8 protein-coding genes and 1 pseudogene are annotated in these 13,181 nt (G+C 69.8%); 2 read left to right on the top strand and 7 right to left on the bottom strand.

From position 1 onward, the window contains the following. Positions 1–4: 4 nt before the first annotated feature. From ACOBQB_RS05275 to ACOBQB_RS05255, 5 genes are all read right to left on the bottom strand, one after another. Positions 5–970 (bottom strand): HpcH/HpaI aldolase/citrate lyase family protein, encoded by a 966-nt coding sequence (locus tag ACOBQB_RS05275; RefSeq protein ID WP_423589157.1) that lies wholly within the window; start codon positions 968–970, stop codon positions 5–7. Next, the gene (locus ACOBQB_RS05270) at positions 967–2,994 is read right to left on the bottom strand and encodes a protein meaA (protein WP_423589156.1); all 2,028 of its coding nucleotides are present in this window, start codon (positions 2,992–2,994) and stop codon (positions 967–969) included. The genes ACOBQB_RS05275 and ACOBQB_RS05270 overlap by 4 nt, the downstream gene beginning before the upstream one ends. Positions 2,995–3,016: 22 nt before the next feature. Beyond that, entirely contained in the window at positions 3,017–4,354 is a 1,338-nt protein-coding gene (gene ccrA / locus ACOBQB_RS05265; RefSeq protein ID WP_423589153.1) for a crotonyl-CoA carboxylase/reductase, read from the bottom strand. A gap of 393 nt (positions 4,355–4,747) precedes the next feature. Continuing rightward, on the bottom strand, positions 4,748–5,560 hold the full coding sequence (locus ACOBQB_RS05260) for a TetR family transcriptional regulator (protein WP_423590410.1): 813 nt from the start codon (positions 5,558–5,560) through the stop codon (positions 4,748–4,750). A 112-nt stretch (positions 5,561–5,672) separates the two neighbouring features. Then, positions 5,673–7,499, bottom strand: a complete 1,827-nt coding sequence (locus ACOBQB_RS05255; protein ID WP_423589151.1) for a 3-hydroxyacyl-CoA dehydrogenase family protein — start codon at positions 7,497–7,499, stop codon at positions 5,673–5,675. Positions 7,500–7,890: 391 nt separating this feature from the next. Here ACOBQB_RS05255 and ACOBQB_RS05250 point away from each other — a divergent pair, with 391 nt between their 5' ends. Further along, a complete protein-coding gene (locus ACOBQB_RS05250) occupies positions 7,891–8,460 on the top strand; it encodes an adenylosuccinate lyase (protein WP_423589149.1) in 570 nt (189 codons plus the stop codon). A gap of 314 nt (positions 8,461–8,774) precedes the next feature. Here the strand turns inward: ACOBQB_RS05250 and ACOBQB_RS05245 are convergent, their stop codons facing one another. Beyond that, on the bottom strand, positions 8,775–10,364 hold the full coding sequence (locus tag ACOBQB_RS05245) for an alpha/beta hydrolase (protein ID WP_423589147.1): 1,590 nt from the start codon (positions 10,362–10,364) through the stop codon (positions 8,775–8,777). Positions 10,365–10,498: 134 nt separating this feature from the next. Continuing rightward, positions 10,499–11,140, bottom strand: a pseudogene (locus tag ACOBQB_RS05240) (radical SAM protein); the annotation flags it as partial. Between the two features lie 41 nt (positions 11,141–11,181). Between ACOBQB_RS05240 and ACOBQB_RS05235 the strand changes: the two are divergent. Beyond that, positions 11,182–12,828 carry a recombinase family protein gene (locus tag ACOBQB_RS05235; protein ID WP_423589145.1) on the top strand — a complete coding sequence of 549 codons (1,647 nt, stop codon included), beginning with the start codon at positions 11,182–11,184 and terminating at the stop codon, positions 12,826–12,828. Positions 12,829–13,181 lie beyond the last annotated feature (353 nt).

The following is a 13,181-nucleotide window of genomic DNA, read 5'->3' as shown; positions in this document are numbered from 1 at the left end:
TGTCTTACGCCTCCGGGGCCTCGAACGTGGACGTGCGCGTCATCCCGGCCGCACGGCCCTTCCCGGAGATGACCAGCGCCATCTTCCGGCTGGCCTCGTCGATCATCTCGTCGCCGAGCATCGCCGAGCCCTTCTTGCCGCCCGCCTCGGACGTGTAGTACTCGTACGCGTCCAGGATCAGCTCGGCGTGGTCGAAGTCCTCCTGGGAGGGCGAGAAGACCTCGTTGGCGGCCTCCACCTGGCCGGGGTGCAGGACCCACTTGCCGTCGAAGCCGAGGGCGGCGGCGCGGTTCGCGACCTCGCGGTAGCCGTCGACGTTCTTGATCTGGAGGTAGGGGCCGTCGATCGCCTGGAGGTTGTTGGCGCGGGCCGCCATCAGGATCTTCATCAGGATGAAGTGGTAGGCGTCGGCCGGGTAGCCGGGCGGCTGCTCGCCGACGACCAGGGACTTCATGTTGATGGAGGCCATGAAGTCGGCCGGGCCGAAGATGATGGTCTCCACGCGCGGGGAGGCCTCGGCGATGGCGTTGACGTTGTTGAGGCCGCGCGCGTTCTCGATCTGCGCCTCGATGCCGATCTTGCCGACCTCAAAGCCCATGGTCTTCTCGATCTGGGTGAGCAGCAGGTCCAGGGCGATGATCTGGTCGGCCGTCTGCACCTTCGGCAGCATGATGCAGTCGAGGTTCTGGCCGGCGCCCTCGACGACGGTGACCACGTCGCGGTACGTCCACTCGGTCGTCCAGTCGTTGACGCGCACGACCCGCGTCTTGCCTGTCCAGTCGCCCTCGTTGAGGAACTTCACGATGGTGTGCCGGGCCTCCGGCTTGGCGAGCGGCGCGCAGGCGTCCTCCAGGTCGAGGAAGACCTGGTCGGCGGCCAGACCCTGGGCCTTCTCCAGGAAGCGGGGGTTGGAGCCGGGGACCGCGAGGCAGGAGCGACGCGGGCTGAGCCGGTTGATGGGCGCGGTCATGCGGGGACCTCCAGAGGGTCGAGCTTGTTCGCTTTCCGGATCTCGTCGACGATACGGCCGATGATCTCCGTGATGCCGAAGTCCTTGGGGGTGAAGACGGCGGCCACGCCCGCCGCCCGCAGGTCCTCGGCGTCGCTGTTGGGGATGATGCCGCCCGCGATGACGGGGATGTCGTGGGCGCCGGCCGCGCGCAGGCGCACCAGGACGTCCGGCACCAGCTCGGCGTGCGAGCCGGAGAGGATCGACAGGCCCACCGCGTGCACGTCCTCGGCGAGCGCCGCGTCGACGATCTGTTCGGGTGTGAGCCTGATCCCCTGATAGACCACCTCGAAGCCGGCGTCCCGCGCGCGCACCGCGATCTGCTCGGCGCCGTTGGAGTGCCCGTCGAGGCCGGGCTTGCCCACCAGGAAGCGGAGCTTGCCGGTGCCGAGGTCGGCGGCCGTCTTGGCGACCTTGTCGCGGACCAGGGCGAGCGGCGTGCCCTCCTCCGCGGTGACGGCCACGGGGGCGCTGGAGACGCCCGTGGGCGCCCGGAACTCGCCGAAGACCTCCCGCAGGGCACCCGCCCACTCGCCGGTCGTCACACCGGCGCGTGCGCACTCCAGGGTGGCCTCCATGAGGTTGCCCGTCCCGGCGGCGACTTCCTTGAGCCGCTCCAGGGCCTTGCACGGGCGGGGGTGGTTGAACGGCGGCTGATAGCGGTTGTCGCGCCAGTCCTTGAGGGCGTTCACCACACGTGCCTCGACCGCCGGGTCGACCGTCATGATCGCCGCGTCCAGGTCCGCGGTGAGCGGGCTCGGCTCGGTGGACTCGTAGGAGTTCACCCCGACGATCTTCTCGTCGCCGGACTCGATGCGCGCCCTGCGCTCGGCGTGCGAGGAGACGAGCTGCGACTTGAGGTAGCCGGACTCGACGGCCGCCATCGCGCCGCCCATCTGTTCGATACGGGCCATCTCCGCGAGGGACTCCTCGACGAGGGACGCGACCTTGGCCTCGACGACGTGCGAGCCGTCGAAGATGTCCTCGTACTCCAGGAGGTCGCTCTCGTGTGCGAGGACCTGCTGGATGCGCAGGGACCACTGCTGGTCCCACGGGCGCGGCAGACCCAGCGCCTCGTTCCAGGCGGGGAGCTGCACGGCACGCGCGCGTGCGTCCTTGGAGAGCGTGACGGCCAGCATTTCGAGCACGATCCGCTGGACGTTGTTCTCGGGCTGCGCCTCCGTCAGGCCCAGCGAGTTGACCTGCACGCCGTAGCGGAAGCGGCGCTGCTTGGGGTCCTCGATGCCGTACCGCTCGCGCGTGACCTGATCCCAGATCCGCCCGAACGCCCGCATCTTGCACATCTCCTCGATGAAGCGGACGCCCGCGTTCACGAAGAAGGAGATGCGGGCCACGACGTCCCCGAACTTCTCCTCGGGGACCTGCCCTGAGTCGCGTACGGCATCGAGGACCGCGATGGCGGTGGACATCGCGTACGCGATCTCCTGGACCGGCGTGGCCCCCGCCTCCTGGAGGTGGTAGCTACAGATGTTGATGGGGTTCCACTTGGGGATGTGCGCCACCGTGTACGTGATCATGTCGGTGGTCAGCCGCAGCGACGGAACCGGCGGGAAGACATGCGTCCCGCGCGACAGGTACTCCTTGACGATGTCGTTCTGCGTCGTCCCCTGGAGCTTGGTGATGTCCGCGCCCTGCTCCTCCGCGACCACCTGATAGAGCGCCAGCAGCCACATGGCCGTGGCGTTGATCGTCATCGAGGTGTTCATCTGCTCCAGGGGGATGTCCTGGAACAGCCGTCGCATGTCGCCGAGATGCGAGACCGGGACGCCGACCCGGCCGACCTCGCCGCGGGCGAGGATGTGGTCGGGGTCGTAGCCGGTCTGCGTGGGCAGGTCGAAGGCGACCGAGAGGCCCGTCTGACCCTTGGCGAGGTTGCGCCGGTACAGCTCGTTGGACGCCTCCGCCGTGGAATGACCGGCGTACGTCCGCATGAGCCACGGCCGGTCCTTCTGGCGCTCTGTCATGTCCCGCTGCTCCTTAGGGCGTTCAGACGTTGCGGAAGCGGTTGATGGCGTCGATGTGCTGCGCCCGCTTCTCCGGGTCCCGCACGCCGAGGCCCTCCTGCGGGGCGAGCGCGAGGACGCCGACCTTGCCCTGGTGGAGGTTGCGGTGGACGTCGTAGGCGGCCTGGCCGGTGTCCTCCAGGGAGTACACCTTCGAGAGCGTGGGGTGGATCTTGCCCTTGGCGATGAGGCGGTTGGCCTCCCACGCCTCGCGGTAGTTGGCGAAGTGGGAGCCGATGATGCGCTTCAGGGACATCCACAGGTAGCGGTTGTCGTACTCGTGCATGTAGCCCGAGGTCGAGGCGCAGGTGGTGATGGTGCCGCCCTTGCGGGTGACGTACACCGAGGCGCCGAAGGTCTCGCGGCCCGGGTGCTCGAAGACGATGTCGATGTCCTCGCCGCCGGTCAGCTCGCGGATGCGCTTGCCGAAGCGCTTCCACTCCTTGGGGTCCTGGGTGCGCTCGTCCTTCCAGAACTTGTAGCCCTCGGCGTTGCGGTCGATGATCGCCTCGGCGCCCATGGCGCGGCAGATGTCCGCCTTCTGGGGGCTGCTCACCACACAGATGGGGTTGGCGCCGCCCGCGAGCGCGAACTGCGTGGCGTACGAACCGAGTCCGCCGCTCGCGCCCCAGATCAGGACGTTGTCACCCTGCTTCATGGCGGCGCCGTTGCGGGAGACCAGCTGGCGGTACGCGGTGGAGTTCACGAGGCCGGGGGAGGCGGCCTCCTCCCAGCTCAGGTGGTCCGGCTTCGGCATCAGCTGGTTGGACTTGACGAGCGCGATCTCGGCGAGACCGCCGAAGTTGGTCTCGAAGCCCCAGATGCGCTGCTCCGGGTCGAGCATCGTGTCGTTGTGGCCGTCGGAGGACTCCAGCTCGACGCTCAGGCAGTGCGCGACGACCTCGTCGCCGGGCTTCCAGGAGTTCACACCGGGACCGGTGCGCAGCACGACGCCCGCGAGGTCGGAGCCGATGATGTGGTACGGCAGGTCGTGGCGCTTGGTGAGCTCGCTGAGCCGGCCGTAGCGCTCCAGGAAGCTGAAGGTGGAGACCGGCTCGAAGATCGAGGTCCACACGGAGTTGTAGTTCACCGAGGAGGCCATGACGGCCACCAGGGCCTCGCCGGGGCCGAGTTCGGGGACCGGCACGTCGTCGAGGTGGATCGACTTGCGCGGGTCCTTGTCGCGTGTCTCCAGGCCCGCGAACATCTCCGTCTCGTCCTTGTGCACGGTGATCGCGCGGTACGAGTCGGGGAGGGGCAGAGCGGCGAAGTCGGCGGACTGTGCGTCCTGCGACTGAATCGCGTCCAGGATTTCCTTCACGGTGTTGCCTCCGGCTAAGAAGCGGTCTGGGGAGAACGCTGCTCGACGTTTCGTGGGGTGCTGGCGGGGCTTTGGAGGTGTGCCGTCGGTTCGGCCAAGGGGTGGAGCTCGGCAACGCCTTGGTGGGGCGTGAGAGGTGCCTGTGACGCAGGCGTCCGGACGCGCAAGCCGTGGCTTGAGGGGACAGCCGGCGTACGGATGATCTCTGCACGCCGGCCGCCCGGACAACATCAACGTATGGCACCGCGTGCCAGTCGGCAAGACACTCGGTGCCAGAACTTTTTGACCGATGATCGATCAGTGCAGGTCAGAGGGGGGTCGGGGCATGACAGAGGGGGTGCTACCGGTTGGTAGCACCCCCTCAAAAGCCGAGGATCAAAAGGGCGAAACGGGCTAAGACGCTCGCTCCCGGAGAGCCTTCTCGATGGTCCGCATGACCTCGTCCAAGGGGGCGTCCGTCCGGGCCACCGTGACGAGGACCTCCCCCTGCGAGGACACCGTCGCCGGGGCCGCCGCGGGCAGCGTGTCACGGCCCGCCCCGATCCCCGTGCCGAACGTGCGCCGCACGATCGAGAAGGCGTGGTCCAGCTGCGTCTCCACGTCGCCCTGGCCGCCGGCCCGCAGCCAGCGCCGCAGCACGTGGTTGTGGGCGGTGACGACCGCGGACGCGGCGACCTCGGCGAGCAGCGGGTCGTCGTTGCCGTCGTGGTGCGCGTGCTCGTCGAAGTGGCCCAGGAGATAGCGCGTGAAGAGCCGTTCGTAACGGGCCACCGAGGCGATCTCGCGCTCCCGGAGCGTCGGGACCTCGCGGGTGAGGCGGTAGCGCTCCACGGAGACCGCGGGCGAGGCCGCGTACATCTTCATGACTTCCTTGATGCCGCGGCACACCGTGTCCAGCGGGTGCTCGTGCGGGGGAGCGGCGTTGAGCACCGCCTCCGCGCGGATCAGGGTGTCGTCGTGGTCCGGGAAGATCGCCTCTTCCTTGGAGCGGAAGTGCCGGAAGAAGGTCCGGCGGGCGACCCCGGCCTGCGCGGCGATCTCGTCGACCGTCGTCGCCTCGTAGCCCTTGGACGCGAAGAGCTCCATGGCCGCCGCCGCCAGCTCCCTGCGCATCTTGAGCCGTTGGGCGGCGGCGCGGCTGCCCGCGGCGCTCTCCGGGGCGTCGGGCGTGGCGGGCGTACGTGAGGACTTGGCGGCCTTGGACATGCCATGAACGTACTGCATACGCACGGCGCGGTGCTCCCGCGGGACGGGGCCGCCCGGGGGCCCGAGCAGCCCGCCCCAGTCCGCCCGCGCCCCCGGGTGCTCCTCGGCCCGCTCAGCGCCGGGCATATTCGCGGAAGCCACGGCCCGTCTTGCGGCCGAGGCAGCCCGCGGCCACCAGGTGTTCGAGCAGCGGCGCCGGGGCCAGGCCCGGGTCGCGGAACTCGCGGTGCAGGACCTTCTCGATGGCCAGCGAGACGTCCAGGCCGACGACGTCCAGGAGCTCGAAGGGGCCCATGGGGTAGCCGCCGCCCAGCTTCATCGCGGCGTCGATGTCGTCGAGCGTCGCGTAGTGCTCCTGGACCATCTTGATCGCGTTGTTGAGGTAGGGGAACAGCAGCGCGTTCACGATGAACCCGGCGCGGTCGCCGCAGTCCACCGGGTGCTTGCGGATGGTCGCGCACACCTCGCGGGCCGTGGCGTGCACGTCGTCGGCGGTCAGCACGGTGCGGACCACCTCGACGAGCTTCATCGCCGGGGCCGGGTTGAAGAAGTGCATGCCGATCACGTCGCGCGGGCGCGTGGTGGCGCGGGCGCAGGCCACCACCGGCAGCGAGGAAGTCGTCGTCGCGAGGATCGCGCCCGGCTTGCAGACCTTGTCGAGCGTCGCGAAGAGCTGCCGCTTGATCTCCAGGTCCTCGGCGACGGCCTCCAGGGCCAGATCGACGTCGGCGAACGCCTCGTAGGAGCCGGCCGAAGTGATCCGCTCCAGCGCCTGGGCGGCGGCCTCGGCCGTCAGCCGGCCCTTGTCGACGGAGCGCGCGAGCGACTTCCCGACGCGGGCCTTGGCGGTCTCGGCCTTCTCGTCGGTACGGGCGGCCAGGACCACGTCGTAACCGGCCTTGGCGAAGACCTCCGCGATACCGGACGCCATCGTCCCCGAACCCGCGACGCCCACGGAGCGGACGGTACGTCCCCGCGTGTGCCGTTCGCCCTCCAGCGGGGTCAGCGCGTCGGGCACGACCTCGGCGCTGCCCGGCTCGGCGTACGTGTAGAAGCCGCGGCCCGACTTGCGGCCGGTCAGGCCCGCCTCGCTGAGCTGCTTGAGGATCGGCGCGGGCGCGTGCAGCCGGTCGTGCGACTCGGCGTACATGGCGTCCAGGACCGTGCGCGCGGTGTCCACGCCGATCAGGTCGAGCAGCGCGAGCGGGCCCATCGGCAGGCCGCAGCCCAGCTTCATGGCGGCGTCGATGTCCTCGCGGGAGGCGTACTTCGCCTCGTACATCGCGGCGGCCTGGTTGAGGTAGCCGAAGAGCAGTCCGTCGGCGACGAAGCCGGGGCGGTCGCCGACCGCGACGGGCTCCTTGCCGAGGGCCTGCGCCAGCTCGGTGACCGTGGCGACGGCGGCGGGCGAGGTCAGCACGGACGAGACGACCTCGACCAGCTTCATGGCGGGCGCCGGGTTGAAGAAGTGCAGGCCGAGAACCCGTTCCGGGCGCGCCGATTCGGCGGCGAGGCGGGTCACCGACAGCGCGTTGGTGCCGGTCGCGATGATCGTGTCGGGGCGCACGACGCCGTCGAGCTCGCGGATGACCTGCTGCTTGATCTCGTACGACTCGGGGGTGACCTCGATGACCAGGTCGGCGTCGGCGGCGGCCCGCAGGTCGGTGAAGGTGCGGAAGCGGGCGAGGACGTCGCGCCGCTCCTCGTCGGTGAGCCGCTCACCGCGCACGGCGCGGGCCGTGGAGGCCTCCAGGGAGGCGACGGCCTGCGTGGCCGCCGCCTGACTGATGTCGATGCCGATGACCTCGCGGCCCGCACGGGCCAGGACCTCGGCGATTCCGGTGCCCATCGTGCCCAGACCGATGACGGCGACCGTGTGCAGGGAGGTGCCGTTCGGCGCACTGTCGTTCAGGGAGGGGGCGTTCAAGGGAGCGTCCATGTGTGGACTCCAGGAAGAGAGTGACGACTGAGGGGGCGCACGCGGACACGTCGGCTGTCGACTTCGACTGTCGCGGAGCGTGCGGGGGTTTGGGAGGTGTCGTGTCCGGGCGGCGCAGAGTCCACGCCCGGTGAGAGGCCGGCCGGCCCTGTCCCGGGGCCGTGCCGTACTGGATACCTGAGGCACCTGAGGTGCCCTTCGGTACCCGGGGTACCGAACCGACTGACACCCACGGCGGCTGCGTCACCAGGCCGTCGTGAGGACGTGCTCACGGGGAGTGTGCCCCGCTCAGATGAGATTAACCGCCGGGTAACGAGCGCGCCAGTCCTCCCTGATCCCGGTTCCCTGTGATCTACGTCGCGACCGCCGGGTAAGGCTTAGGCTCGCGTTCATGGATGAGGAGTTGCGGACGGTGACCGGGCGTTTACGGGCCGAGGCGGGGGCCTCACGGGAGTACGAGGAGCTGGTCGCCACCGGTGATCTCGACGAGCTGGCCGAGGTGCTCGTCTCTCCCGGCCGCCCGCTGTGGGCCCGGGAGTTGGCGGCGGTCCGGCTCGGCGTCGCCGGTGACCGCAGGGCCTTCGAGTCGCTCGTCCTCCTTCTCAACCACCGGGACCCGCCGCGGTGCGCCGCCGCGGCCCACGCGCTGGCACGCCTCGGCGATCCGCGTACGGCCCGCGCGGCGGCGGCCCTCGCGACGAACGAACTCCGCGTCGCCTACGCCCTGCATCCCGTGCGGCTGCTGACGGAACTGCGCGCCCCCGAGTCGGCGCCCGCCCTCATCACCACCCTGCGTCGAAGGCTCGCGCCGCACGACCCCTACGGCAAGATCGCACTCGCCTGCGTGGAGGGCCTGGGAGCGCTGGGCGACGCGCGGGCCCGCCCGGTCCTGACCGAGGCCTGCGCCCACCCCCGCCTCGCGGCAGCGGCGGCGGCGGCGCTGGCGCGGCTGCCGGAGTGAGGCGGGGTGGGGTGCGTGCGGTTTGTTCGTCGGTCTGCGGGTGTGTGTGGGGGGCTGGGCGCGCAGTTCCCCGCGCCCCTGAGGGACACAGCAGCGCGCGGGTGTCGGGCGCGGGGCCGCAGGCCCAGCCGGCGATCCGGTCCGCGCGCTCGGCGATCAGGTCCACCGCGCCGGTATGCCCCCGCACGAGCCTCTCGCGCAGCTGCCGCGCCCCCTCCGCGACGCTGAGGCCGTCGGCATCGGTCATTTCCCGTCGGCGCACGTCCGCCAGTCACTCGCCCGCCGCCGCGAGGCGCTGACCCGGGTCGGTCGGCTCATGCCCCCATGGTGGACCACGGCACTGACAACGCCCCGCGCCCGGCGGCGCCTTGACGGGCGGGTGACGGCTTCGGGTCCGGCAGCGCCGCGCACCCCGCGTCCGCCTCGCCGCTGCCGCCGGGCACCTCGCCGGTCGCCAGGTACGCCGCCAAGTGCCGGTCGAGGCAGGCGTTCCCGCGCAACGTGACGCCGTGGTTGCCGCCGCCCCGCTCGACCACCAGGCGCGAGTCGTCCAGCGTGCGGTGCAGGGTGACGGCACCCTCGTACGGAGTGGCCGGGTCGTCGGTCGCCTGGAAGAGCAGGACCGGCCCCAGCGCGGAGTTGGAGACGTCCGGCGGGCTCAGACGGCGCGTCGGCCAGAACGCGCACGGAGCGTTGTACCAGGCGTTGTTCCAGGTGGCGAACGGCGCCTTCGCGTGGACCCGCGCGTGGTCCCGGCGCCAGGTCCGCCAGGCGCGCGGCCACTGCGCGTCCCTGCACTGCACGGCCGTGTAGACGCTGTAGCTGTTCTCACCGGCCGCGCCGCTCGCGCCGAAGGTCTCGTACGCCTTCAGGAGTGCGGCGGTGTCCTTGTCCTTCACGTACGCCGCGAAGGCGGCGGCCAGGTGCGGCCAGTAGCGGTTGGTGTAGCCGCCGGGGAGGAAGGTGTCCTCCAGTTCGGCGGCGCCCACCTTGCCGCCCGCGGGACGCTCGGCCAGCGCTCGCCGCATCGCGTACCACTGGGCCTCGACCTTCGCGGGGTCCCTGCCAAGCCCGTACGCGGAGTCGTGCCGGGCGATCCAGGCCATGAGGGCCTTGTGGCGGGCGTCGAAGGCGAGGTTCTGCCGGAGGTTGGCGGCGTACCAGACGCTCGTCGGGTCGACCACGGAGTCGAGGGCCATGCGGCGCACGCGGTGCGGGTACAGCTTGGCGTAGACCGCGCCGAGATACGTGCCGTACGAGTAGCCGAGATAGTTCAGGCGCGGCGCGCCGAGGGCCGCGCGGATGGCGTCCATGTCCTTGGCTGTGCTCACCGTGTCGATGAACGGCAGGACACCCGCGTACTTCGATGCGCACGCCCGTGCGAAGGCCCGCGCCCGGTCGAGGTTGGCCTGCTCCAGGGCCGGCGTGACGGGGATCCCGGCGGGCCGCACCGGGGCGAAGTGACCGGGGCGGCAATTGAGCGCGGGCTCGCTCCTGCCGACGCCGCGCGGGTCGAAGCCGATGACGTCGTACTGCGCCGCCACCTCCTTCGGCAGGGCCTTCGCCACGGTCCCGGCCATGGTCAGCCCGCTGCCGCCCGGGCCGCCGGGGTTCACCAGGAGCGGCCCCTGGGACGTCTTCGCGGTGTGCGGGACGCGCGACAGGGCGAGGGTGATCTGTCCGCCCGAGGGCAGCTGATGGTCGAGCGGGACCTTCAACGACGCGCACTGGAGCGACGGATGTGCCTTCGTGGCGCACTTCTTCCATGCGAGCGGGGGCGCCGGGGCGGTCTGTGCGGTGCGCGGTGCGGGCACCGTGCTCGCCGTGGGCGACAGCCCGGCGGCCGGCACGGCGGTTCCGGTCAGCGCGGCGAGGGAGCAGAGGGCGGCGGCGCGTTTCTTCATCAGGCTTCCCAGGGCGGAGGGTCCGGGGCCGTGTACGCCACGGCCTCGGGCGCATCGTCCCGGAAACCCCGTCCGGAAGTGGCTGTTCTGTCGATGAATGACCTGAAAGGAGCAGACGTTCTGGCAGGACGCTCTTACAGGAGCGTGAGCTGGGTGGGGCCGGCGGTCGGCTCCCGCTCCTCGGGGACCCGGAGGCGACGCGTGGCGCCCGCGCGCGTGGGGCCGATGCCGAACTCCTCGGCCAGCTCGTGCACGTGGCGGGTGATGCGGCGCTGGTACCACTTCGGGGCATAGGCCCCCTCGGCGTACAGCCGCTCGTACCGCCGCACCAGATGCGGGTGGTGCTGGTCCACCCACGCCATGAACCACTCGCGCGCGCCGGGCCGTAGGTGCAGGACGAGGGGGGTCACGGAGGTCGCGCCGGACGCGGCGATGGCCCGCACCGTGGCGCGCAGCTGGTCGGGGTGGTCGCCCAGGAACGGGATCACGGGCGCCATCAGGACCCCGCAGCCGATGCTGTGCCCGGTCAGGGTGCGGACCACGTCCAGGCGCCGCTCGGGGGCGGGCGTGCCCGGCTCGACGGTGCGCCACAGTTCGTGGTCGGTGAAGCCGACGGAGACGCAGATGCCGACGTCCGTGACGGCCGCGGCCTGCCGCAGCAGGTCGAGGTCGCGCAGGATCAGCGTGCCCTTCGTGAGGATCGAGAAGGGATTGCCGCGGTCGCGCAGCGCCTCGATGATGCCCTGCATCAGGCGGTAGCGGCCCTCAGAGGGTTGCACACTTCCCTAAGCGGCCCTGACCCGCGAATATGTCCGGCATGAACACACAGCCGGACGACACAAGCCACCTCATCGACTTGGTGTGTCGGAAGAGTCAGGCGGTCAAGAGCAAGACCGGTCGCCGGGAAATCTCGGTCAGCGCGCAGGAAGCCCGAGGCCGCAAGACAGCCGAACTGCTCGGCCTGACCGTTCGTCATGTATGGCGCGAGGTCGGATCGGCATCCCGCTTTCGCCGGTCCAAGAAAGTACCTAAGCAGGATCTCGCCCTTCAGGCTTTGGACCGTGGCGAAATCGGAGCCCTTTGGGTGTTCCGGCTGGACCGATGGACCCGCCGGGGTGCTGGTGCCATTCTCTCAATCGTAGAGCCCGCAGACGGCCGCCCCCGCCGCTTGCTGATCGACAACGGCGACGCCGACAACCCCGGGATCGGACTGGACAGCGCTAACCCTCGGGACCGTTCGGAACTCATCCGGCGAGCCGAGGACGCCCGCGAGGAAACCGAGGTACTGAGCGAGCGTGTGCGGAATACCAAGACGTTCCAGCTCGAAAATGGCGAGTGGCTTAGCGGGGTAGCCCCCTACGGTCTGCGTGTGGTCATGGTCTCTGCGTTCGATGAGGACGGCGAGGAGATAGAGGAACGGAAGCTACAGCGCGACCCGGAAACGTCCGCTGGCATCCCCGGTGAGCCTCACGTAACCAAGATGGAAATTGCCCGGCTGGTCACGTACGAATGGCCGGTAGCCAGAGTGACCAAGCGAGAAATGGCACGCCGCTTGAATGAGCGCGGTGTTCCGTCTCCCACTGGCGGTAACTGGGCGTTCAGCACCGTGGCGAACATGATCGGAAACCCCGCGTATGCCGGCTGGCAGATAACCGGGCGCTCCGACAACCGGTCGCGCCGGATGCTCTACCTCAACGAGAACGGCGAAAAGGTCAGCGTCATGGTCGGCCCGCCGCTGCTTGAAGAGGACGAGTACAACGAGGCTCAGGCGGCCTCACGCGGGAACGGGCCCCCGGCAGACGCCGAGTCATGGAAGGCAAAGCATCTGCTCACTGACCTACTCGAATGCTGCGGGTGTTCCTCGTCCATGCCGAGTGCTGGAACGTCATACGCCTGTTGGCGCTCCCGCGCTGGCGGAGTGTGCCCGGCCCCCGCAAATGCCGCCGCGTACAGCGCCGAGGAGTACGTCTTTCAGCGGTGGTCTGCCCGCCTCCACTCCGCCGACCTAGACGACCCGCTGTTGGCCATCGTGGCGGAGCGCTGGGCGGCCAGGAAGGACCCGCAGGCATCCGAGGAAGAACAGACCGCTAGGGCCGCTCTGGCGGACGCAGAGCGCGTTCTCTCCCGTCTGTGGCAGGACCGGCGCGCTGGACTGTTCGACGGCCCCTCGGAACGGTTCTTCGCGCCCCAGCTAACCGAGGCGAACGCGGCCGTCATGGCAGCACAAAAGGAACTCGACGGCATACAGGGCGCGGGGCCGGTCGATATCTCGTTTCTGCTGGAACTGGGGCAACAGCGGGAAGCATGGGAAGCGGCAGACCTCCCGCTTAAGCGCGATCTCTTGAGGCTGGCAATCCGGCGAATCCGAGTGCGGCGCGCACCCAAGAGGGGAGTCCAGTTCGACGGAGATTCCCGCATGGAGATCAATTGGCTTGATGAGCTCGCGTGGGACACGGCTGCCTGAGCAGGAACTAAGAGCCCCGTTCGGAGAGTGATCCGGGCGGGGCCCCTTTACTATGCCCAGGAAGCCATAGACGGCCACTCAGGCGGCGTGCAGCCCCTCGGTGGAAGGAGTTGCCGGGGAAGCTGCGAAAGGCCGTTAAGGAGACACGCAGGGCTTCTAGGGTCGGCGGGCTGGAAAAACGTCGTAACACAGCGGAGAGGGGCCGGTGTGTCGAGTGCTGTTCCTGAGACCTGTTTTGGGTTCCTCTATAGGTTCTCTTAAGGGGATCTACTTTCTATGTCGGAATCAACACTCACAACATAACCCCAGGTCAGAACGGGTGTGCGGTCATGTTGATTCCCTCGGGCAGTGTC

The sequence above is a fragment of the Streptomyces sp. G5(2025) genome (assembly GCF_049542075.1).
GTDB lineage: Bacteria > Actinomycetota > Actinomycetes > Streptomycetales > Streptomycetaceae > Streptomyces.
The sequence above is the reverse complement of the archived record's forward strand: the minus strand, read 5'-3'. Positions and strand labels throughout refer to the sequence as shown.

What these genes read in the sequence shown, in the direction of transcription:
- ACOBQB_RS05275 (WP_423589157.1), bottom strand. Translation starts at nt 970, where the DNA reads ATGACCGCGCCCATCAACCGGCTCAGCCCGCGTCGCTCCTGCCTCGCG.
- ACOBQB_RS05270 (WP_423589156.1), bottom strand. Translation starts at nt 2,994, where the DNA reads ATGACAGAGCGCCAGAAGGACCGGCCGTGGCTCATGCGGACGTACGCC.
- ACOBQB_RS05260 (WP_423590410.1), bottom strand. Translation starts at nt 5,560, where the DNA reads ATGTCCAAGGCCGCCAAGTCCTCACGTACGCCCGCCACGCCCGACGCC.
- ACOBQB_RS05255 (WP_423589151.1), bottom strand. Translation starts at nt 7,499, where the DNA reads ATGGACGCTCCCTTGAACGCCCCCTCCCTGAACGACAGTGCGCCGAAC.
- ACOBQB_RS05250 (WP_423589149.1), top strand. Translation starts at nt 7,891, where the DNA reads ATGGATGAGGAGTTGCGGACGGTGACCGGGCGTTTACGGGCCGAGGCG.
- ACOBQB_RS05245 (WP_423589147.1), bottom strand. Translation starts at nt 10,364, where the DNA reads ATGAAGAAACGCGCCGCCGCCCTCTGCTCCCTCGCCGCGCTGACCGGA.
- ACOBQB_RS05235 (WP_423589145.1), top strand. Translation starts at nt 11,182, where the DNA reads ATGAACACACAGCCGGACGACACAAGCCACCTCATCGACTTGGTGTGT.